The 23,573-nt window shown below is 36.6% G+C and carries 21 protein-coding genes and 1 tRNA gene; 16 read left to right on the forward strand and 6 right to left on the reverse strand.

Features of this window, described 5'->3' with window-relative positions; translation table 11 throughout:
• Nucleotides 1-69 precede the first annotated feature (69 nt).
• The 15 genes from mraZ to BM253_RS10060 all read left to right on the forward strand — a co-directional run bounded on the left by mraZ (nt 70) and on the right by BM253_RS10060 (nt 16,306).
• Complete coding sequence (mraZ, locus tag BM253_RS09990) at nt 70-531, forward strand: division/cell wall cluster transcriptional repressor MraZ (RefSeq protein WP_091523228.1); 462 nt, start codon at nt 70-72, stop codon at nt 529-531.
• Nucleotides 521-1,432: a 16S rRNA (cytosine(1402)-N(4))-methyltransferase RsmH gene (rsmH, locus tag BM253_RS09995; RefSeq protein ID WP_091523231.1), complete on the forward strand. Its 912-nt coding sequence runs from the start codon at nt 521-523 to the stop codon at nt 1,430-1,432. Before mraZ ends, rsmH begins: the two co-directional genes overlap by 11 nt.
• Before the next feature lies 1 nt (nt 1,433).
• A complete protein-coding gene (locus tag BM253_RS10000; RefSeq protein WP_091523233.1) occupies nt 1,434-1,772 on the forward strand; it encodes an FtsL-like putative cell division protein in 339 nt (112 codons plus the stop codon).
• A complete protein-coding gene (locus BM253_RS10005) occupies nt 1,763-3,757 on the forward strand; it encodes a penicillin-binding protein (RefSeq protein WP_091523236.1) in 1,995 nt (664 codons plus the stop codon). The genes BM253_RS10000 and BM253_RS10005 overlap by 10 nt, the downstream gene beginning before the upstream one ends.
• Nucleotides 3,754-5,217, forward strand: coding sequence for a UDP-N-acetylmuramoyl-L-alanyl-D-glutamate--2,6-diaminopimelate ligase (locus BM253_RS10010; protein WP_091523237.1), 1,464 nt, complete (start codon nt 3,754-3,756; stop codon nt 5,215-5,217). Before BM253_RS10005 ends, BM253_RS10010 begins: the two co-directional genes overlap by 4 nt.
• Nucleotide 5,218: 1 nt before the next feature.
• The gene (gene mraY / locus BM253_RS10015; RefSeq protein WP_091523240.1) at nt 5,219-6,427 is read left to right on the forward strand and encodes a phospho-N-acetylmuramoyl-pentapeptide-transferase; all 1,209 of its coding nucleotides are present in this window, start codon (nt 5,219-5,221) and stop codon (nt 6,425-6,427) included.
• 1 nt (nt 6,428) lies between these two features.
• The gene (murD, locus tag BM253_RS10020; protein ID WP_091523242.1) at nt 6,429-7,760 is read left to right on the forward strand and encodes a UDP-N-acetylmuramoyl-L-alanine--D-glutamate ligase; all 1,332 of its coding nucleotides are present in this window, start codon (nt 6,429-6,431) and stop codon (nt 7,758-7,760) included.
• A 5-nt stretch (nt 7,761-7,765) separates the two neighbouring features.
• Entirely contained in the window at nt 7,766-9,037 is a 1,272-nt protein-coding gene (locus BM253_RS10025; protein WP_091523245.1) for an FtsW/RodA/SpoVE family cell cycle protein, read from the forward strand.
• A 3-nt stretch (nt 9,038-9,040) separates the two neighbouring features.
• On the forward strand, nt 9,041-10,135 hold the full coding sequence (murG, locus tag BM253_RS10030; protein ID WP_091523248.1) for an undecaprenyldiphospho-muramoylpentapeptide beta-N-acetylglucosaminyltransferase: 1,095 nt from the start codon (nt 9,041-9,043) through the stop codon (nt 10,133-10,135).
• Nucleotides 10,135-11,490, forward strand: a complete 1,356-nt coding sequence (murC, locus tag BM253_RS10035; RefSeq protein WP_091523251.1) for a UDP-N-acetylmuramate--L-alanine ligase — start codon at nt 10,135-10,137, stop codon at nt 11,488-11,490. Before murG ends, murC begins: the two co-directional genes overlap by 1 nt.
• A 4-nt stretch (nt 11,491-11,494) precedes the next feature.
• Nucleotides 11,495-12,220, forward strand: coding sequence for a cell division protein FtsQ/DivIB (locus tag BM253_RS10040; RefSeq protein ID WP_091523253.1), 726 nt, complete (start codon nt 11,495-11,497; stop codon nt 12,218-12,220).
• A gap of 6 nt (nt 12,221-12,226) precedes the next feature.
• Nucleotides 12,227-13,648: a cell division protein FtsA gene (ftsA, locus tag BM253_RS10045; RefSeq protein ID WP_091523256.1), complete on the forward strand. Its 1,422-nt coding sequence runs from the start codon at nt 12,227-12,229 to the stop codon at nt 13,646-13,648.
• 21 nt (nt 13,649-13,669) lie between these two features.
• Nucleotides 13,670-15,685 carry a cell division protein FtsZ gene (gene ftsZ / locus BM253_RS10050; RefSeq protein ID WP_091523259.1) on the forward strand — a complete coding sequence of 672 codons (2,016 nt, stop codon included), beginning with the start codon at nt 13,670-13,672 and terminating at the stop codon, nt 15,683-15,685.
• Nucleotides 15,686-15,776: 91 nt separating this feature from the next.
• The gene (locus tag BM253_RS10055) at nt 15,777-16,226 is read left to right on the forward strand and encodes a GatB/YqeY domain-containing protein (RefSeq protein WP_091523265.1); all 450 of its coding nucleotides are present in this window, start codon (nt 15,777-15,779) and stop codon (nt 16,224-16,226) included.
• 7 nt (nt 16,227-16,233) lie between these two features.
• Nucleotides 16,234-16,306: transfer RNA gene (locus BM253_RS10060), tRNA-Arg, on the forward strand.
• 100 nt (nt 16,307-16,406) lie between these two features.
• Here the strand turns inward: BM253_RS10060 and BM253_RS10065 are convergent.
• From BM253_RS10065 to BM253_RS10080, 4 genes are all read right to left on the reverse strand, one after another.
• Complete coding sequence (locus tag BM253_RS10065; protein ID WP_091523268.1) at nt 16,407-17,459, reverse strand: phytase; 1,053 nt, start codon at nt 17,457-17,459, stop codon at nt 16,407-16,409.
• Nucleotides 17,456-18,451: a metallophosphoesterase gene (locus BM253_RS10070; RefSeq protein ID WP_091523271.1), complete on the reverse strand. Its 996-nt coding sequence runs from the start codon at nt 18,449-18,451 to the stop codon at nt 17,456-17,458. The genes BM253_RS10065 and BM253_RS10070 overlap by 4 nt, the downstream gene beginning before the upstream one ends.
• Nucleotides 18,451-21,249, reverse strand: coding sequence for a TonB-dependent receptor (locus BM253_RS10075; protein ID WP_091523276.1), 2,799 nt, complete (start codon nt 21,247-21,249; stop codon nt 18,451-18,453). The genes BM253_RS10070 and BM253_RS10075 overlap by 1 nt, the downstream gene beginning before the upstream one ends.
• Nucleotides 21,250-21,413: 164 nt before the next feature.
• On the reverse strand, nt 21,414-21,611 hold the full coding sequence (locus tag BM253_RS10080; RefSeq protein WP_091523279.1) for a hypothetical protein: 198 nt from the start codon (nt 21,609-21,611) through the stop codon (nt 21,414-21,416).
• A gap of 180 nt (nt 21,612-21,791) precedes the next feature.
• Here BM253_RS10080 and BM253_RS10085 point away from each other — a divergent pair, with 180 nt between their 5' ends.
• Nucleotides 21,792-22,850, forward strand: coding sequence for a 3-oxoacyl-ACP synthase III family protein (locus BM253_RS10085; protein WP_091523282.1), 1,059 nt, complete (start codon nt 21,792-21,794; stop codon nt 22,848-22,850).
• A 78-nt stretch (nt 22,851-22,928) separates the two neighbouring features.
• On the opposite strand, the gene BM253_RS10090 is transcribed toward BM253_RS10085, so the two are convergent.
• Both BM253_RS10090 and BM253_RS10095 read right to left on the reverse strand, forming a co-directional pair.
• Nucleotides 22,929-23,120, reverse strand: a complete 192-nt coding sequence (locus BM253_RS10090; protein WP_091523286.1) for a cold-shock protein — start codon at nt 23,118-23,120, stop codon at nt 22,929-22,931.
• Nucleotides 23,121-23,141: 21 nt separating this feature from the next.
• Entirely contained in the window at nt 23,142-23,570 is a 429-nt protein-coding gene (locus BM253_RS10095) for a cold shock domain-containing protein (protein WP_091523289.1), read from the reverse strand.
• Between the last annotated feature and the right edge of the window lie 3 nt (nt 23,571-23,573).

Raw genomic sequence — 23,573 nt, forward strand, 5'->3', positions numbered from 1 at the left:
GTAAAAAGTGGTAGAAAGTGGTAAAATTTACTTACTTTTGTTTTGTAAATAATCTAATGTAGAAATTTAATGCAACCAATAGTAGGTACATACGAATGTAAAATTGACACCAAAGGAAGGGTGTTGATACCTGCTGCATTAAAAAAACAACTGATTTCTATTGGCGATGGTTTTATTCTAAAACGCTCTGTATACGAGAAATGCGTAGAGCTTTGGCCAATGAACGAATGGAACAAAATGTTAGAAAAGTTAAACGAATTAAACCGTTTTAACCGCAAGGCAGACACCTTTATTCGCAAGTTTATGGCAGGCGTAAAGATAGTTGATATCGATGACGCCGGACGTTTGCAAATGAGTAAAGATTTGGTTGAATTCGCAAATATTTCTAAAGACGTGGTGTTTTCATCGAAAATTAACCTAATTGAAATCTGGGATAAAGATTTATACGAACAAATTGTAAACGACGAAGAAATGGACTTTGGCGATTTAGCCGAAGAAGTGATGGGAACAATAAATAATTATGGAGCATAACGAATACGAATATCACAACCCCGTACTTTTAAAAGAAACGGTTAACGGTTTAAACATAAAGCCCGATGGAGTTTATGTTGATGTTACTTTTGGCGGTGGCGGACATTCAAAAGAAATTATGCGCCATTTGGGACCCAACGGAAAATTGTTTGCTTTTGATCAGGATACCGATGCGTTGAATAATGCAATAGACGATGATCGTTTTGTTTTGATTAATGAAAATTTCCGATTCATAAAACGATTTCTACGTGTGTACGGAATTAAGCAGGTTGATGGAATTTTGGGCGATTTTGGTGTGTCATCACATCAGTTTGATGTTGCCGAAAGAGGCTTTTCTACTCGATTTGATGCCGATCTGGATATGCGTATGAACCAAAACAACAGTCTTTCTGCATACGAAGTAATTAATGATTACGACGAGGTCGCATTAAGCAAAATGTTTTTCTCTTACGGCGAATTAAACAATGCACGCGGTTTGGCTGCAGCAATTGTAACCGCAAGAAAAGAACAACCGATAAAAAATTCAGAACAGTTAAAAAAAATATTGTCACGTTTTTTACCGGCACATAAAAGCAATAAAATTTTAGCGCAGATTTATCAGGCAATACGTATCGAAGTAAATCAGGAAATGGATGCTTTAAGAGAATTCTTGGAGCAATCGTTAGAAATACTAAAACCGGGCGGGCGTTTAAGCGTAATATCATATCATTCGTTAGAAGATCGTTTGGTAAAACGCTTTATAAAAAACGGAATGTTTGAAGGCGAACCAGAGCGCGATTTTTTCGGAAGATTTGAAGTTCCTTTTGAAACCATAGGAAAATTGATCGTTCCAACCGAAGAAGAAATTAAACAGAACAACCGTGCACGAAGTGCCAAATTAAGAATAGCAGAAAAAAAGTAAAATGGGATTAAACAATATAATAAAAGCAAAATTTTTGGTTGAAGGGCAATCGTTGAAAAATTGGCTTTTTATAATCTATATTGTTTTTTGGACCTTAGTTTTAATTGCAAACAACCACTTTTACGAACAAAAAATGATGAAAGTGAAAGATTTAACCGAACAGGTTAAAGAACTTCGATCTGAATTTGTTGATAAAAGATCAGAATTAATGCAATTAAGAATGGAATCGAATGTGGCAAAACAAATGGAATTTTACCAGATTTTACCGTCTTCGACTCCGCCAAAAAAAGTAAAAGTTGTTATCGAGAAAGAAAAAAAGTGGTATGAGATATGGGATTAGCGAAGAAAACCGAAAATAACAGAATTTACTTTGTTTTCTTTGGAATGCTTGCCATTGGTATTGCCATTTTTTTAAAAATGAGCATAATTCAGTTTAAAGAAGGCGAAGAATGGCGCAGCAAAGCAGACAGTTTAACTATTAAAGACGAGATTATTCCTGCAAATCGCGGAAATATCTATTCTGCCGATGGTAGTTTGCTGGCAACATCTATTCCAAAATACACGGTTTATTTTGATCCTTATTCACCATCAAACGAACATTTCGAACAAAACATACGCGGTTTTTCAGATTCATTAGCCAAGTTCATTCCAAAAAAATCGGCAGGCGAATATGAAGCTTATTTCCGCAAAGCACGTTCAAACAAAAAGCGTTACATCCATATTGCCACCAAATTAAGCTACACACAGTACATGAAACTAAAATCGTTTCCGCTGTTTAATCTAGGCAAATACAAAGGCGGAATGATTGTGAACCAGGTGCATGTACGCGAATATCCAATGGGAATGATCGCTAACAGAACCATAGGTTACGAACGTGTTAACGACGATAAAACAATTACAAGAAAAGGTATAGAAGCTGCTTTTACTGATTATTTAACGGGTAAAGAAGGCAAGCGTAAGGTACAGAAAATGTCTAAAAACCTTTGGAAACCAATTCACGACGAAAACGAGATTGATCCGCAAGATGGTTACGACATTACCACTACAATTGATGTTTACATTCAGGATATTGCACATCACGCCTTATTAAGTTCTTTGGAATATTACGAAGCCGATCACGGAACGGTGGTTGTAATGGAAACAAATACCGGACAAGTAAAAGCGATATCGAACCTTGGAAAAATTGACGATGGATCGTACCGTGAAACAGTAAATTATGCCGTTTTAGAACGCCATGATCCGGGTTCTACCTTTAAACTGGCATCGTATATGGCGTTGTTAGATGACGGAAAAGCCGATACTGCAACTATTTATGATACGCATGGTGGAATTGTAACATTTTCGGGCAGACAGGTTCGCGATTCTAACCGTCGTGGTTACGGAAAAATTTCTTTAGGTCGTGCGTTTGAAGTTTCATCGAACACGGTGGTTACGCAAGCGGTTAATCAGGCTTATAAAGACAATCCGAAAGATTTTACAGATAAAATGAAAGATTTTGGCTTTAACGCCACTTTAGGATTGGATCTTAAAGGCGAACCAAAATCGTACATTCCTGTCCCTGGCGACAGAAACTGGAGTAAAATCGCCTTACCGTGGATGGCTTACGGATACGGTATTTTGGTAACACCCTTGCAAACGTTAACGCTATATAATTCTATAGCAAACGATGGCGAAATGGTAAAACCACAATTTGTAAAAGAAATTCGCGATGTAAATCATGTTATTAAAACATTTGACAAAGAAGTGATTAACCCGCAAATCGTAAAACCAAAAGTGGTTAAAGAAATGCAGGCAATCATGAAAAACGTGGTTTTAAGAGGAACAGGAAAAGGTTTGCAATCCAAAGATTTTTCAATGGCTGGTAAAACGGGAACAGCGCAAATGAATTACGGAAACCGAGGCGGAATGTATTATGCATCGTCTTTTGTAGGATATTTTCCTGCCGATAATCCTAAGTATTCTTGTATCGTGGTAATCCACCGCCCAACAAAACACAGTTATTATGGTGGCGATGTTGCCGGACCGGTTTTTAAACGTATCGCCCAAAAGATTTTTACCGATGTGCCTTCGTTGAAAGAAATTAAAAATATTGAAACTCCGTCACAAGCGGCAGTAAAAAGTTATAAAAAATATTACGCAAACGTAAAACATTCAGGTTCTGCAATGCCTAACGTAGTTGGTTTACCTGCAATGGATGCAGTTGCTATATTAGAAAACTTAGGTTTAAAAGTACAAATTATAGGGTTTGGTAAAGTAAACAAACAATCGGTACCAAACGGAGAAAAAATTACAAAACAACAAACAATTACATTAGAATTAAGTTGAAAAAATTAAAAGACATATTATATAAAGTGTCGATAGATGCTGTTAGAGGTTCTACCAATATAGACATCTCTGATATTGTCTTTGATTCAAGAAAGATCACTCCGAACTGTGTTTTCATCGCACAAAAAGGAACTATTTCTAACGGACACGATTATATTGAAAAAGCGATTGAAAACGGTGCAACTGCAATAGTTTATGAAGACGATCCAGCAGTTTTTTCAGATCATGTTACGTATGTTAAAGTTGCCGATGCTAATAAAGCATTAGCGTTTATCGCAGCTAATTTTTACGATAATCCGTCAGAAAAACTGTCTTTAGTTGGTGTTACAGGTACAAACGGCAAAACCACAATCGCTACATTACTACATCAGTTATTTACAAAAGCAGGTTACAAAGTTGGTTTGTTATCAACCGTAAAAATATTGGTAGGAAGTGAAGAATTTCCTGCAACACATACCACACCCGATTCTATATCAATAAACAACTACTTAAACCAAATGGTTCAGGCGGGTTGCAGTTATTGTTTTATGGAAGTAAGCTCGCACGGAATCGCTCAAAAACGTACCGATGCCTTAGCTTTTAAAGGTGGAATTTTTACCAATTTATCACATGATCACTTAGATTATCATAAAACTTTTGCAGAGTATCGCAACGTAAAAAAATCGTTTTTTGATTCATTAGCTAAAACATCTTTTGCCATAAGTAATGCCGATGATAAAAACGGAGCTTTTATGTTGCAAAACTGTGATGCAAAGAAAACAATGTACAGCATACAGAATGTTGCCGATATAAATGGTAAAATCATTGAAAGTCAGTTTAACGGTATGTTGTTAAACGTGAACAATCAAGAAGTTTGGGTTCAATTAATCGGAAAATTCAATGCATCAAACCTATTGGCAATTTATGCAACAGCTTTAGAATTAGGCTTAACCAAAGAAGAAGTTTTGCTGCATTTAAGTACATTAAAAAGTGTTTCGGGCAGATTTCAGTGTATCGTTTCAAAAACCAAAATCACCGCAATTGTAGATTATGCGCATACGCCAGACGCGTTGGAAAATGTACTAAAAACCATAGCCGAAATTCGTACGTTTAACGAACAATTGTTTACGGTTGTTGGTTGCGGCGGAAACCGCGATAAAGAAAAACGTCCCGTAATGGCACGCATTGCTACAGAAAACAGTGATACGGTTATTCTAACATCAGACAATCCGCGTAACGAAGATCCTTTTGAAATTTTAAAAGACATGGAAGCCGGTGTTGAAGCACAAAATACCAACAAATATCTGACAATAGAAGACCGTCACCAAGCCATAAAAACAGCCTGTAAAATGGCAAAAGAAGGCGATATTATTTTAATTGCCGGCAAAGGTCACGAAGATTATCAGGAAATAAAAGGTGTGAAACATCACTTTAACGATTTAGAAGAAGTTATCAAATTTTTAAACGAATTCAATAAGTAAAATGCTATACTACTTACTAAAATATTTAGATGGTATGTTCGATTTTCCGGGATCGGCACTGTACCAGTTCATCACCTTTCGTTCGGGAATGGCATTTATTTTATCCTTATTGGTATCAACCCTATTCGGAAAAAAAATCATCAATTATTTGCGCAGACAGCAAATTGGAGAAACCGTACGCGAGTTAGGTTTAGAAGGTCAGAACGAAAAAGCAGGAACGCCAACGATGGGTGGTATCATCATTATCATGGCAACGTTAATTCCGGTTTTGCTTTTGGCTCGATTAGAAAACATCTACGTTTTGGTTTTGATTTTAACCACAATCTGGATGGGTGTTATTGGTTTTTTAGACGATTACATCAAGGTTTTTAAGAAAGATAAAGAAGGTTTAAAAGGAAAATTTAAAGTTGTAGGACAAATTGGTTTAGGAGTTATTGTAGGAGCGATCTTCTATTTCCATCCGAATATTACTGTGCGCGACACACCGAGTATTTTGTTGGAAACCGGCGTAACAAGTAAGTTCGATATTAAATCAACTACTACAACCATTCCGTTTTTTAAGGATAACGAGTTTAATTACGGACAGTTGATTTCATGGATGGGCGACGGATACGAAAATTACATCTGGTTAATTTTTATACCAATTGTAATTTTTATTGTAACGGCAGTTTCAAACGGAGCCAATTTAACCGATGGAATCGATGGTCTCGCTGCGGGAACATCTGCCATAACCGTTGTCGCTCTTGGGATTTTTGCATTTGTGTCGGGTAACTTTGTTTTTGCAAACTACCTCAACATTATGTACATACCCAATTCCGGTGAAATGACGGTTTTCATCGCCGCCTTTGTAGGTGCGCTCGTCGGTTTTCTCTGGTACAACGCTTTCCCGGCACAGGTTTTTATGGGCGATACCGGAAGTTTAACTATTGGTGGAGTGATTGCTGTTTTGGCAATTGCAGTTCGTAAGGAAATGTTGATTCCTGTTTTGTGCGGAATTTTCCTTGCAGAGAACCTTTCGGTAGTAATGCAGGTTGCTTATTTTAAATATACCAAACGAAAATACGGTGAAGGCAGACGCATTTTATTAATGTCGCCCTTGCATCACCACTACCAGAAAAAAGGATATCACGAAAGTAAAATTGTAACCCGTTTTTGGATTGTAGGTATCTTTTTGGCGATTTTCTGTGTTGTATCATTAAAATTAAGATAGCATGCGATTGGTAATTTTAGGTGCAGGAGAAAGTGGTGTTGGAACAGCACTTTTAGGAAAGAAAGAAGGTTACGAAGTATTTGTTTCTGATTTTGGATCGATTAGTGAAAAATACCAAAAGATATTAAATGAAGAAAAGATCGAATGGGAACAGCAACAGCATACCGAAAGCAAAATTTTAAATGCCGATGTTGTTGTAAAAAGTCCGGGAATTCCAGATAAAGCACCCATCGTGAAAAAGTTGCACGAGAAAGGCATCAAGGTAATATCCGAAATTGAATTTGTGTATCAGTTTGCAAAAAACACATCAATAGCAATTACGGGTAGCAACGGCAAAACCACCACCACCATGCTAACCTATCATTTGTTAAAGCAAGAAGGATTGAATGTGGGGTTGGCAGGAAACATTGGCGAAAGTTATGCAAAACAAGTTGCGATAGATCCTGAAAAATTATTTGTGTTAGAATTAAGTAGTTTTCAGTTAGACGGAAATATCGATTACAACCCGCACATTGCCATTATTACAAACATTAGTCCCGATCATTTAGATCGATACGAATATAAATACGAAAATTACATTGCATCAAAATTTCGTATCACAATGAATCAAACCGAGGAAGATTATTTGATTTACGATGCAGACGACGAAGCCATAAACAACTGGCTAAAAAATAACCAAACAAAAGCTCAATTAGTTCCTTTTTCATTAACAAAAAAATTCGAAAAAGGTGCTTATTTAGAAGATAACAACATTATAGCAATGATAAACAACGAAAAAATTACGGTTCCTGTAGCCGAAATTGCAATAGAAGGTAAACACAACGTAAAAAATGCCATGGCTGCTACATTAGTTGCGCAAATGATGCGCGTACGCAAACAAACAATTCGCGAAAGTTTATCAAATTTTCAAAATGCAGAACACCGTTTAGAAAAAGTTGCTAAAATTAATAAAGTACAATACATAAACGATTCTAAAGCAACCAATGTAAATGCAACATATTTTGCTTTGGAAAGTATGAATACGCCAACCGTTTGGATTGTTGGTGGTGTTGACAAAGGAAACGATTACGACGAATTAATGACGTTTGTTCACGAAAAAGTGAAAGCCATTATTTGTTTGGGAATTGACAATACAAAAATCATCAATGCGTTTTCGCCAATTGTAGATTTAATTGTAGAAGCTTCATCAATGGAAGAAGCCGTAAAACTGGCATCAAAAGCTTCAGAAGAAGGTGATACGGTTTTATTGTCGCCTGCTTGTGCAAGTTTTGATCTATTCACAAGCTACGAAGACCGCGGAACTCAATTTAAAAACGAAGTACAAAAATTATAAAACAAATGAGAAAGTTATTATCCCAATTTCAAGGCGATAAAGCTATATGGGCGTACGTTGTGCTACTTGCCCTATTCTCGTTTATGCCTGTATTCAGCGCAAGTACCAACTTGGTACACGTTGTTGGAACAGGTTCTATTGTAGGTTTGTTGTTTAAACACTTCGGACATATTTTTGTGGGAATCGTGATCATCTTTTTTGTACACCGCATTCCGTTTGATCGATTAAAATATATTGCTCCGGTAGCCTGGGTGCCTGTTTCGGCATTATTACTAATAACCGCTGCGCAAGGAATGATGATTGGTGGGGCAAATGCCAGTCGTTGGTTAAAAATTCCGTTGTTAAATATCTCATTTCAGCCATCATCGTTGGGTTGGATTGCGCTAATAGCTTATATTTCGTGGTTTCTATGGCGCTTTGCCGATGAAAAATACACCTTTGGTTGGTCGTTATTATGGTTAGGTGTTCCAACATTATGTATCATTGGTCCGGTATTACCATCGAATTTATCAACAGCAGCAATTATTTTATTTACCATTGCTTTGTTATTGTTTGTTGGTAAATATCCAATGAAATATATGACCAAAATTATAACCGCTTGTGCCATCATGATTGCGTTGGCAATTGGTATGTTTAAAGCATTTCCAGATATGGCTCCTTCTCGATACAAAACTTGGGAAGCTCGTTTTAGCAGATTTGGTTCTGAAGATAAAGACGAAGACCGCTATCAGATCGAAAACGCTAAAATTGCCATTGCACAAGGTCAAATGATTGGTGTTGGACCAGGAAAAAGTGTTCAAAAGAATTTTTTACCACAATCATCATCAGATTTTATTTATGCCATTATTGTAGAAGAATTCGGTTTTTTAGGTGGAATGGCTATTTTAATTGTTTACATATTATTACTCTTCCGATTTTTAGTTGTCAGCAACAAAGCACCCAATTTGTTTGGAAAATATCTCGCCTTCGGGTTAGGTTTTTCGATCATTTTTCAGGCATTCATCAACATGGGAGTTGCAGTTGAAATTTTCCCAACAACAGGTCAGCCTTTGCCATTGGTTAGTTCCGGTGGTACATCAATCTGGATGACATGTGTATCGTTAGGAATTATTTTAAGTATTTCCAGAAAAGAAGAACAGGTTAAAGAACAATTGGCAAATCAACAGAAAAAACAAGACGAATTTAAACGGATTTTAGAAGAACAACAGGCAGAAGACGATTTAAAGAATGAAAACGATTCGGACGACAATCCGATTTATGCAGTTTTAAACAAATAAATTATGAAACCAAATCCAAGATTCATTATTAGCGGCGGCGGTACAGGCGGACACATTTATCCGGCAATTGCTATTGCAAACGAAATTAAGGCACAGATTCCTGCTGCCGAAATTTTATTTGTAGGCGCACAAGATAAAATGGAAATGCAGAAAGTTCCTGCGGCGGGTTACGAAATCAAAGGGTTATGGATTGCTGGTATTCAAAGAAAAATAACGGTTGATAACGCACTTTTTCCGGTTAAGTTTTTATCAAGCTTAATGAAATCGCGCAAAATCATCAAAGAATTTAAGCCCGATGTTGTTATTGGAACCGGCGGATTTGCAAGCGGTGCGGTTGTAAAAGTGGCACAGCAAATGAACATTCCAACGGTTATTCAGGAACAAAATTCATATCCGGGAATCACCAATAAAATGCTGGCATCAAAAGCAGATGCCATTTGTGTGGCTTATGACGGATTATCGACCTATTTTAAATCGAACAAAATAATTAAAACAGGAAATCCCGTTCGTCAAGATCTATTAACGATTGATACCAAACGCAGCGAAGCGCAAGAGTTCTACGGATTAAATCCGAACAAAAAGACAGTTGTTATTTTAGGCGGAAGTTTGGGTGCTCGCAGAATAAATCAATTGGTAGAAAAAGAATTATCTTTTTTTAAAGAACAAAACGTTCAGGTAATCTGGCAGTGTGGTAAATTTTACATCAACGATTACAAAAAATACCACAACAACGAAGATGTTTTTGTGTACGATTTTATAGAACGAATGGATTTGTTGTTCGCAGCAGCCGATGTGATTGTTTCGCGTGCCGGAGCATCATCTGTTTCAGAACTGGCAATTGTAGGTAAACCGGTTATTTTTATTCCGTCGCCAAACGTTGCCGAAGATCATCAAACAAAAAATGCCAAAAGCATTACCGATAAAAACGCAGCGGTTTTGTTGAAAGAAGCCGATTTAGATAATCAGTTTCAAGAACAAATGCTACGCTTATTAACAAACAATCAGGTTGCCGAAGCATTGTCAAAAAACATTAAAACATTAGCATTACCAAATGCTACAAAAGATATAGTAAACGAAATTTTTAAGTTGGTTAAGTAATGAATTTAAAAGACATACATAATGTATTCTTTATAGGAATTGGTGGTATTGGCATGAGTGCCATTGCCCGATACTTTAAGCGTATTGGTAAAAACGTTGCCGGTTACGACAAAACGCCTACGCAGTTAACGCACGAGTTAGAAGCCGAAGGGATTGCCATTCATTACACCGACGATTTAGAAAACATTACAGCAGATTATCAAAATACCGAAGACACGTTGGTGGTTTACACTCCGGCTGTTCCAAAACATCATGCCGAACTTAATTATTTTCAAAATAATGGTTTTGCAGTAAAAAAACGTGCCGAAGTTTTAGGCATTATTACTCAAAACAGTTTTTCGTTAGCTGTTGCAGGTACACATGGAAAAACAACAACATCGAGCATGTTGGCACATATTCTGGTTTCTGCAAACGCTCCGGTTACTGCATTTTTAGGCGGAGTTGTTGAAGGATACGACACCAATTTAATTGGTAACGGAACGGACGCTACGGTTGTAGAAGCCGATGAGTTTGATCGATCTTTTTTACACCTGCATCCAAATATTGCCTGCGTAATTTCAGACGATGCCGATCATTTGGATATTTACGGAACCAACGATGCCATTAAATCATCGTTTGCAGAATTTGCATCAAAAATAAGTGATAAAGACAAGTTGTTTATTGCTCAAGGAATTGAAAACATCAACGGAACAGAAGTTTCGGTAAACGGAACAGCTGTTATCAATGCTTATAATTTAAGATTCGAAAACGGTAAACGAGTTTTTGATTTAGATTTTAAAGGCGAAAAAATTACCGATATAAAATTGTTAATGCCCGGAGAACACAATGTATTAAACGCTTCACTGGCATTTGCAATGGCGAAAACCTATGGTTTAAACAACGAAGAAATAAAATCGGGTTTAGACAGTTTTAAAGGAATCCGACGTCGTTTTTCTTTTAAAATCAATACCGAAAAATTAGTGATGATTGACGATTACGCACATCATCCAACCGAAATAAAAGCGGTAAGCCAGGCAGTGCACGAAATGTATCCAAATAAGAAGATTACAGCCGTGTTCCAACCTCATTTATTCTCTAGAACAAGAGATTTTATGGATGGTTTTGCCGAAAGTTTATCAACATTCAACAATGTGGTTTTGCTTGAAATCTACCCAGCACGCGAGTTGCCGATAGAAAACATCAATTCTACAGTGTTAATAAATAAGATAAAATCGCCTTTTAAAATTTTGTTGCCTAAAGAAGAATTAGTATCTTTTTTAACCAAAAATACACCCGAAGTTCTTTTAATTATCGGCGCAGGCGATGTAGGCGAAATGGTAGATGAAATTAAAACAGAATTAGAAAAAAATAATTGACAAAATGATTAAAAAAATCAATTGGTTCGATGTATTTTTGGCGCTTGTAATTGCCGCCCTGTTTGCTTTGGTAGCCTTTGCTAACCAACGAAACAACGCACGCTACATTGAACAGATTGATGTAAAACTTTTAAGTTCTAACAATCACTTTATTACGCAGGAAATGGTAGAAAAATCGATCATTCAAACCTTTCCCCGCGATTCTAAAATTGTAAACAGCGAATTGAACTTAAAAAAGATCGAAGACAAGCTGAACAAACATCCAATGATTGCAAAATCGGAAGTGTTTGTTGATGTAGACGGAAAATTGCACGCCCAAGTTACCCAAAAAAAGGCAATGGCAAGGGTAATGAATGGTACCGGATCGTTTTATATTGATGAAAACGGCAATAAAATGCCTTTATCTAACCAGTTTAGCGCACACGTGCCGGTGGTTTATGGCGAATTAAAACCAAAAAACAAAAAAGTTTTTTCTGATTTGTTGAATACGATTAGTAACGACGAATTTTTAAAAACAACTATAACGGGCATCAAGATAAATCCTGATCAGTCATTGATATTAACCGTTCGCGATTACAATTACATGATTGAATTTGGGTATTTAAAAGAAATTGAGAAAAAGTTTGACAATTACAAAGCTTTTGTACATTACTCTAAAAACGATACCCTTATAGGTTATTACAAAAACGTTAATTTAAGATTTACAGAGCAAGTAGTTTGCACGAAATAAAAGGATATGAATAAAGAAAACATTGCTGTAGGATTAGATATTGGAACAACAAAAATTGTTGCAATGGTAGGTAAAAGAAACGAGTATGGCAAGCTCGAAATTCTTGGTATTGGTAACGCTAAAAGTTTAGGTGTAAAACGTGGTGTGGTTAACAATATTACGCAAACTATACAATCAATTCAACATGCGGTGGCACAGGCATCGGCAGAGTCGGGCTGTAAAATCAACGATGTAGTTTTAGGAATTGCCGGGCAGCACATTCGCAGTATTCATCACCAAGAATACATTACGCGCGATAAGCCGGAAACAGTAATTTCAGAAATTGATATTGACAAGTTAATTGCGCAGGTACAAAAATTAAACATGTTACCGGGCGAAGAAATAATACACGTATTACCGCAAGAGTTTAAGGTTGATGAAGAAGGCGGAATAAAAGAACCAATTGGTATGTACGGTCGCCGTTTAGAAGCAAGTTTCCACGTAGTTGTTGGGCAATCGGCTTCTATTCGTAATGCAGGTCGTTGCGTAAAAGATTCGGGATTAGAATTATCAGGATTAACATTAGAACCTTTGGCATCGTCAGACGCGGTTTTAAGTCAGGAAGAAAAAGAAGCTGGTGTAGCATTGATCGATATTGGTGGCGGAACAACAGATTTAGCCATTTTTAAAGACGGAATTATTCGTCACACAGCTGTAATTCCTTTCGGTGGAAATGTTATTACAGAAGATATTAAAGAAGGTTGTTCGATCATTGAAAAACAGGCAGAACAATTAAAAATACGTTTCGGATCGGCTTGGCCAGGCGAAAACAAGGATAACGAAATTGTTTCAATTCCGGGTTTACGCGGTCAGGAAGCAAAAGAAATTTCATTAAAAAACCTTTCAAAGATCATTCATGCACGTGTTGTAGAAATTATCGATATGGTTTTTTCTGAAATTAAAGCATACGGATACGATAATCCCCGCAAAAAATTAATTGCAGGTATTGTTTTAACCGGTGGTGGATCAGAACTAAAACACATTAAACAATTGGTGGAATATATTACGGGAATTGATACGCGTATTGGCTATCCTAACGAACATATTTCGGGCGAATCGGCAAAATTGGTTTCTCGTCCGTTATTCGCAACAGCAGTTGGTTTGATGATGGAAAGCGATATTAACAACTCACGCAGTCGTTTGTATGTACAAGAACATCCAGGCGTAAAAATCCAACCAAAAGCAGAACCTATCGGTACACCGGTTGAACCAAAAAGCAGTATTCAAATGAATACCATTACCGATAAACCACAACAAAACACAGAACAAGAAGCTAATTCAAACGAACAACAAGTTGATGTGGAACAAGGAACATCGGCTTACATTGAGAACCGTTTCTTGGGGAAATTTATAAAGAAGTTTAAAGATTTTATTGATAAAGCAGAGTAAAAAGAAAAACACCGCAAACATATGGATCAGGTATTTGAAAATTTAGCATTCTCTCCAGATTTGCCAAAAAACAAATCGAATGTAATTAAAGTAATTGGAGTTGGTGGTGGTGGTAGTAATGCCATTAATCACATGTACAATCAAGGCATTAAAGGCGTTGACTTTGTAGTTTGTAATACCGATGCGCAAGCATTAAGCAACAGTCCGGTGCCTATTAAAATTCAGTTAGGTTTAACTTTAACTGAAGGATTAGGTGCAGGTGCAAACCCAGAAGTTGGTCAACAGTCTGCTTTGGAAAGTATCGAAGAAATTGAACAGTTTTTAGATTCTAACACGAAAATGGTTTTTATAACTGCCGGTATGGGTGGTGGTACCGGTACAGGTGCTGCACCAGTTATTGCTCAGTTAGCGAAAGACCGTGATATTTTAACTGTTGGTATTGTTACGATTCCTTTTCAGTTTGAAGGAAAAGTGCGCCAGGAACAAGCATTACGCGGAGTTGAAAACCTTCGCAAAAATGTAGATTCGTTAATTGTAATCAACAACAATAAATTACGCGAGGTTTATGGAAACCTTGGTTTTAAAGCAGGTTTCTCTAAAGCAGATGAAGTTTTGGCAACAGCATCTCGCGGAATTGCCGAAGTAATTACACACCACTACACGCAAAATATCGATTTAAAAGATGCTAAAACCGTATTATCTAATTCGGGAACAGCAATCATGGGATCGGCAGAAGCAAGTGGCGAAAACCGTGCAAAAGAAGCAATTGTAAGCGCTTTAGATTCGCCTTTATTGAACGATAATAAAATTACCGGAGCTAAAAATGTATTATTATTGATTGTTTCTGGTGAAAACGAAATCACGATTGATGAAATCGGTGAAATCAACGATCACATTCAAATGGAAGCAGGTCACAACGCAAACATCATTATGGGTGTTGGTGAAGATACTGCTTTGGGTGATGCTATTTCGGTAACAATTATTGCTACAGGTTTTAATGTAGAGCAACAAAAGTTGATTGTGAACGCAAACGATGAAAATAAAAGTAAAATTATTCATCATTTAGGCGAAGAACAAAAAGCAACTGCAGATTTATCTGGAAACAATGCACCAACTTTCACAAGTGCACCAACACCAGAACAACCGTTGCTAAGTAATTCGGGATTTCAGGCGGCTCCAAAAATCGTTTACAATTTAGACGATGATATGGGAAACCAGCCAAATAACGAGGTTGAAAAAAAAACAATAGTTCAAACTCAACCTACTAATATCGTTCAAACTGTGGTTCAACCTGTTCAAAAAACCAGTTATGTAACAGAAAATCAACCACAAAGCGTTCAACAAACAACAGAAGTACCGCAAAACATCGTTAAAACGGTTGATATTCGCAATATTGTTGTAAACGAACCTACGTTTGTCATTGTAAAGCCAAAACAAATTGTTTCTGAAACGCAAAATATTATGGCAAAACAATTTACGTTTGATTTACAACAACAAGAAACTGAATTTGAATCGGTTGGAAATGAATTTTCGTTTGAGATTCAGCAGAACAATGTTCAAGAAAATCATGTACAGCAAAATCAATCGATCGAAAAATCAGAAGAGATCATTCGATACGATTTAAGCGATTATATGGAAGTTGAAGAGCAGTTGATGAATTCAAAACAAACGGTTGAAGAACCTGTTAAAGAAGACGAATCGTTTTCGTTTACCGTTAGAACAGAAGAACCAGCGTTTGTTTCGCAGACTCAACGTGTGATTGTTGATGAAAATTCACCAATGGAAACATCTATCAACGATATTTTACGTGAAAGAGCCGAAGAGCGCAAACGCAAAATGAAAGAGTTTAACCATAAGTTTAATACCGCTACCAACCAGATCAACGATTTGGAAAAAGAACCGGCATACAAACGTATGGGTGTTGATTTAACACAGAATAACGCAAGTAATGTATCGCGTACATCGGTTTCAGCCGACCGAAACAATGATTTACAATTGCGTTCTAACAACTCATTTTTACACGACAATGTAGACTAATTAAATTAGATTTATATTTACCTTAACCTCAAAAAGAGCATTTCTTTTTGAGGTTTTTTAATTATATTTGTCACTCTTAAATTTTAGCAAAATGAGTTTACAAACAAATATAACAGCCGCTTTAAAAGAAGCAATGAAAGCAAAAGACCAAGTAGCTTTAGAATCTTTAAGAGCAATTAAATCGGAATTGTTGTTGGCACAAACATCAGGAAATTCAGCAGAATTAACAGAAGCCGATGAAATTAAATTGTTACAAAAATTAGTAAAGCAACGTAAAGATGCTGCTGCTATTTTTGTTGAACAAGGCAGAAACGATTTAGCTGAACCAGAATTGGCACAAGCAGCAGTTATTGAGCAATTTTTACCGGCACAATTATCAGAAGCAGAAGTTGAAGCAGCAATTAAAGATATCATTGCAGAAGGAAACTTTGCAGGAATGCAATCAATGGGTCAGGTAATGGGCTTGGCAAATACCAAATTAGCAGGATCGGCAGACGGAAAAACAATTTCTACCATTGTTAAAAAGCTATTAACCGCATAACAATAATGTCTTCGTAGTTCAATTGGATAGAATGTTAGATTCCGGTTCTGATGATGCGGGTTCGAATCCTGCCGAAGACACTTAAAAAGCAATCTTTTTAGGTTGCTTTTTTTCTTATTAAACTACTCAAAGGCTGTCTAACTAAAGACAGCCTTTTTAAATTTTAAACAAAACTAAAAACTATTTAGCTTGTTTGTCTATTTCTTGTTGAATGATGTTCCAATCGTAATAGTGAAAAACCATACCGTTGCTCATTGCAACTAACATTCCGTTAGTGAACGATCCGCCGAAATTAAAATTAACAGCATCTGCCCCATCGCATTCAATGGTAGAAAACGGAATTTTAGCAATCATTTTATGATCGTTTGCATTGCCATTTTCGCCTTCTCGTTTATAAACTACAAAGTTATTCGCCTGCTGGTCTGATACTAAAATATATCCTAGCTTGTCGCTGGTTTTATATAGAGCGATGCCTTCATGATCGCGCTTAAAATCTTTCTGTCCGAAAAACGCTAATTCTTCATTTCCTTTTGCAGGATCGGCATAATATTTTCTTATTCCTTGGGTTTCATCGGCATAATAAATATATCCCAACTCATTATCAACCATAATGGCTTCAATTTCCTTTTTGCCCGAATAGTTTCCGAATTTACGCACCAAATTAGCCGTAACTGTTCCTTTGTTATCCGTTAATTCATATTGATACAAATATTCCCCGGAAACGCCTTCTTTTCTGCCGACAATCGCATATATTTTTCCGTTAGAAGGATTGGTGTAAAGCGAAATTCCCATTGGATCTTTATGTTCAGAATCTGCAAAAACTGCAATTCCACCATTATCAATAGGTTTTAAATCTGGTAACGAAAATATGCGGATTTGATCTTTCTTACGTTCGGTAACTACTGCGATATCAACCTTTTTTCCGTTTAACGTTAATCCGTATGCGATATCCACGTTATTTGGGCGATCCATTGGATATACTTTATTTACAATTTTTCCTTGTAAATCGAACGCATACAAACCACCGGTTTCTTTTTCTTTATCGGTTCCGATGATTAATGATTGTGACGGATTTGCTTTGTTTATCCAAATAGCCGGATCGTCGGTATCATGCGGAGTTGCCTGTGTAACAACCGTTGGTTTTATTGCATTTTTGGCTACCGGAGCCAATTTTGAAGAATTACAAGAGGTTACTAAAGCGGTTACCGCTAAAAGATATAGTACTTTTTTCATTTTTTAATTTCGGTTTGATAAATTACTTTGAAGTCTTTTTCGTTTGATTGAATTACATAAGCTTTCAAAATGTTATTGGTTAAAGTAAATGCCATAAAACCTGGAACGGCTTCTGCAAAAAGAGATCCTTCAATTTTTCCGGTTTCGCGCAATTCACTGCCTGCACCAGATAAAAATTGCATTACTTTTTTGTTGCTTTTTTTTATGATCTGCAAATCGTGCTCGTGTCCGCAAATGTAAGCGTCAACCTTATACTTTTCTAAAATTGGTTCAAAAATCAACTCGGTATCTTTGGTTTCCTGCTCGTTTTTGCGTTTTCCACCCGAATAAAGCGGATGATGCCCTACGACGATTTTCCAAACAATTTTAGGATCGTTATTTGCTAATTTGGTTTGGATCCACTTTAATTGTTGGTTCGTGTCCTGATCGTTTATTCCTAAATATTTTTCAGGATTTGCTTTGTATTTTGTAACAAACGGATTAGTATCAATAACCAACAATTGTAAAAATTTGCCTTTATCAATTTCTATTAATCGTTCAAAATAACGATCGGGCATTTCCCATCTTCTTGAAATCTTACTGTAATCGATCTGTGCCTGAACACTTCCTTCATAATCATGATTTCCCAAAGCAACAAACCAAGGTTCGTGCAGTAAATGGTGCGTATAAATGTTTTCGAACGATGAAAACCACTGATAATCCTGTGTGCTTTGAACTCCCGTAGGATAAAAATTATCGCCGACAGAAATGGTAAAATTCATATCTAAAATTTCGGCAATTGTTCCCATATCTCGAGCAACTTCTTTCTGTGTGAAAGCGCCGTGACGACCAAAATCGCCGATAGCCAAAAACGCAATTCCGTTTTTTGCAGCCTGAATATCTGCATGTTGATGAACTGTTTTATTAAGCGTATGATCAGGACGCTCCTGACCATACGAATAAAAACTAATGACTAATAAAAATAATATGTAGAATGGATGTCTATTCTTCATTAAAAATCATATTTAACTCCCAATGTAAATCGAGATTGATAATATTCCATTTGTTTCATGCGGTTGCTTTGCCCTTGATAGTAACGCAACGGTTGGTTGGTTAAGTTGTTTGCCTCAAGGAACACGCGCCAGTTTGGAGTAAACTTGTACGAAGCATTAAAATCTAAAAAGAATTGCTTATCGTAATAACTGTCTTCAAATTCGTTTCCACCAATTTCATCTAAATAAGCCGATGTAAAGTTAGCCGATATACGTGCAGAGAATTTGTTGTTTTCCCAAGCCAATGATCCGTTAACCATGTGCGGTGCGGTGCGTGGTAAACCTAAACCTGTACGCGCGGTTCCGTCTTCGTTTGTAATTCCTTTCGCCTCAGATTTTGTGAAGGTATAGTTGGCATATAAACCAAAGTTTTTAAAGAATTTCCCCGGTAAGAAATCTAACTGACGTTGAAAAGCAACTTCGAAACCGTAAACACTAACTTTATCTCCGTTTCTTGCCTGTGTAAAATCCCAGTTTTCGCCTGCAGGAATCGGGTTTGATACATTAGGAAACTGTGCAGCAAAATCGCTTGATGTAAAAATAGTGTTGTTATACGTATAGATGAAGTTATCTAAATTTTTGTAGAACGCACCCGCAGACACAATACCAATGTTTTCAAAGTAATTTTCTGCCATTACATCGAAGTTGGTTGCATAGGTTGCCTTTAAGTTCGGGTTACCCGCGGCAATTTCTGTATCGGCAGGAATTACATTAACGTAAGGTGCCAAATTGTAGTAATTAGGACGTGCAATGCTTGTGGTTACCGCAGCACGTAAAATAAAATTATCGTTTACCTTATGCTTCAACGTAACACTTGGAAGTACGTTTAGGTAATCGTTTTCGTTTTTGATCTCGCCTACCAAATCTTCCTCGTCCATAATATAATTTCCGGTGTATTCAATAGCGGTATGCTCTAAACGAACACCAGCAATTAACGATGTTTTCTCGTTAAAATCTTGATCCCAACGTAAATATCCTGCAGTGATGCGCTCTTTCGCTGTGTAGTTTGATGAAAGGAATTCCGAAGGTTGTAAAGATGATTCAAACAAATTAGGATTTGTTAGATCTAACGATCCTAATAAAGCACGGTCAGGGAAATATCCCGGTGCGTATTGCGATCCCGGATTGTATCCGCTACCACTCCAATTTACATTTGGCGTTTCAGCCAAGCTTCCAAACGGAGTTAATGGTTCGTATTCGTAGAAAATATTGTCACGTTTTTTATCTTTCAAACGTAAACGCGCCCCAAAACGTAAACGTCCTTTCTGATCTTGAATAATTGACATTGGTACACGGAAGTTTAATTTCGCTCCGATTTCTTCTTCCTGTGTATAATCGTGGTTTTCTGTGATTTTTCTTAATTCGAAATTATTAGGATCTTCGCCACCAACAGCATAAACCAACGGTTGGTTTCCATCGCCGATATTTTGTCCCATTACCACATCTTGCTGACGGAAGTCGATGTATCTTTCATTTGGACGATCTTCACTTGCTTTTGAGTAAGAAACTGCCCAGTCCATATCTAATTTTGGCGACAATAAATGTTCTCCACGCAACGAAACATTCATTACACGCTGATCTTCTAAACGCGTATTTTTGTTTCTATCGTTATCAATACCACCTTTTGTTTCTCTACGAATTTCTCCAATATACGTACCATCGTCTTGTAATTCCAAATCACGGTAACGCGCTCTGTAACGGTTTTCGCGATCATCGCGCCAGTTGTACATTGCAGTGAAATCGATTCTATTATTCTCGTTAAAAACGTAATCTGCACTTAACGATGCACTTCTACGAACACGCTGCACATCGTACTTACGAATATCCATTTCGGTTAAATACGCATTGCCGTTATCGTCTTTATCCCAAACAGCCTCTACGTTATCAGAACCGAAGTTTTGCGACTGCCACGTTCCCGAAGCGATAATTCCTAACTTATTATCTGCAAAACGATTACCGTAAATAAACGCTGCGTTGTATAAACCTTTATCGCGAATTGGCGCATAACCACCAGATAATGTCGCAGAAATACGCTCACGGTTTGGTACGGCACGGGTAATAAGGTTTACCGAACCACCAATAGCATCGGCATCCATATCCGGAGTTAAGGTTTTATTTACTTCGATAGATGAAATCATATCAGACGGAATTAAATCCATTTGAACATTTCTGTTATCTCCTTCGGCAGACGGAATACGGTCGCCATTCAACGTTACCGAGTTTAATTCTGGCGATAATCCACGTACAATGATGTTACGCGCTTCACCCTGATCGTTCTGCATCGTGATTCCAGGCACACGTTTTAACGCGTCACCCACATTGGCATCTGGAAAACGCCCAACCTGATCACTTGATATAATATTGGTAATATTGGCATTGTTACGCTGTTGGTTTAACGCCTTTGCCTGCCCACGAAGAAAATCTCCTATAATTACAAGCTCTTCTAATTCTTCGGATCCTGTAAAAAGCTGAAAGTTTGCGGTTGTTGTTGCATTTGATGTAACTACTACTTCTTGCGCTGCAGTTACATAACCAATATATTCTACATATACGGTGTAAGTACCTTCTGGAAGGCTTAAAAATTCGTAACCTCCGTTTTGGTCTGATACGGTGTAGCGATTAGAATTTTCGATTTTAATTGTAGCTCCGGGTAAAGAAAACTTGTTGTCTCCATCTGTAACTTTTCCGGCAATTACCCCATTTTGAGCAAATGTCAATGCACTTACTAAAGATGCGGCTAAAATGTAAAAATTTTTCATTTTTATAGTTTTGGCTTCAAAAAATTATTTGCACAAAACTACTTATCGAACAAAATTTAAAGGTTAACTCAAGTTTATTGAAATATTAAGTAAAACCTTGTCTATATGAATGAATTGTTAAGAGATGTATAAAAAGAAACGTTACTTTAATTTGAAACCGCGCATTACTGCTGATTTTCATTGATATTCAAAAGCAAACGGTATTCTTCAAAACGATGTTCTCTAACAGGTTTTACAAAAGGTTCGGTACTAAAATACAGCAGCAAGCACGGACTAATGTTTTTGTATTTCTCTACAAATTCAAAACTTGTTAGTTCGCCATTTTTAATTCGCTGCTTTATTTTATTGTGATACGGATACATGCTTATTTTATTACAAAGGTAAATTTACGTTTATATTTTATTTTTTTAAAGAAAATGCTTTTATGATCTGTGATTATAATTTGCTGTTACATACTAAAATCTGCTTTTTTATAGTTATATTTACTAATCACTTTACTTTTTCTTTACATAAAAAGTTTATTGCAGAAAGTGATATGTTAAATGACAAGCAAAATAATTGGAGTTGGAAACTATATTCCTACACAAACCATTACTAATTTATTTTTTGACGAACATCAATTTTTAGATGAAAGTGGAAAAACATTACTACAAGACAACGCAACTATTGCCGATAAATTAAAAGAGATTACCGGTATTGAAGAACGGCGCTATGCGCAGAATAATCAGGTTACATCTGATTTAGGATTTATCGCAGCACAGGCAGCCATTGAAAATGCGGGTATCGATCCTGAAACTTTAGACTATATTATATTCGCACATAATTTTGGCGATGTTCGCTACGGAACGGTTCAGTCTGATATGGTTCCAAGCTTGGCATCGCGCGTAAAACATCTTCTACAAATAAAAAACAACTTTTGCGTTGCGTACGATATGCTATTTGGTTGTCCGGGATGGATTGAAGCCATGATTCAGGCAAATGCTTTTATTAAATCGGGTATTGCGAAACGTTGCTTGGTTATTGGCGCCGAAACGCTTTCACGTGTTGTTGATATTCACGACCGCGACAGTATGATTTATGCCGATGGTTCGGGTGCGGCGATTCTGGAAATAAGTACAGACGGTTCGGGTATAAAATCGCATCTTTCAGCATCATTCACAATGAAAGAGAAAGATTATCTGTATTTTGGAAAATCGTACAACAACCAAAGCTGCCCCGATATTAAGTTTATTAAAATGAACGGCAGAAAGATTTATGAGTTTGCACTTTTGAATGTTCCAAATGCCATGAAAAAATGCTTCGATGATAGCGGATATTCTATCGATCAATTAAAAAAGATCATTATTCATCAGGCAAACGAAAAAATGGATGAGGCAATCGTTACTCGATTTTATCAGCTTTACAACCAAACTGTTCCTAAAAACATCATGCCCATGGTTATTCATAAATTGGGAAACAGCAGCGTGGCTACTATTCCTTCACTACTCACCATGATTTTAAACAACGAATTACCTAACCACCAAATTAATAAAGACGATGTTGTTTTGTTTGCATCGGTTGGTGCAGGTATGAATATTAATGCGTTTGTGTATAAATTTTAGGTTGATCTTAAAATAAATCAATAAAAAACGGGGTATGTAATTGCTTACACACCCCGTTAAATTTTAATAAAACAGCTGTTATTTTCTTTTAACATTTACTGCCATTAATCCTTTTTGTCCGCGTTCAATATCGAATACTACTGCGTCGTTCTCACGTACATTGTCTAACAAACCTGAATTGTGTACAAAAACGTCTTCGTTACCGTTTGTTTGTGAAATAAAACCAAAACCTTTGGTTTCATTGAAAAATTTTACTGTGCCTTCGTGCATCTTTTTTATTTAAATTAATTGTTATTTTCTTATATCAATGGCTCTGTATCCTTTCGGAGTCATTTCTTTTTTATACGTTACCTTGTTGTGTTTTTCTACTGTTTGAGTAGTTTGTCCAACATGGAAAAATATGTTTTCGCCCGTTTTTTCTTCGGTAATAAAACCGTAACCCTTATCGCTTAAATAGGTTACAATTCCGGTAAAATCTGCATCCGGATCAATCGTTGTATCTTCTTGTGCCTTTTTAGCTTTTGCTAAATCGGCTTCTCTGTTTTGTAAATGCGGTGGAACTTCGGTAAAATGTCCGTTCACATCCACATAAACAATCATATCATCAAGCGTTTTTCCTTTATTGTTGTTGTCTTTACGCTCTTCGCGTCTTAACTGTTTGTCTTGTAATTTTTTACTTTTTTTCTTGTTATTTTCTTTTTTTGAAAAAGAATCTGCCATAAT

This window comes from Paenimyroides ummariense (assembly GCF_900115115.1).
Lineage (GTDB): Bacteria > Bacteroidota > Bacteroidia > Flavobacteriales > Flavobacteriaceae > Flavobacterium > Flavobacterium ummariense.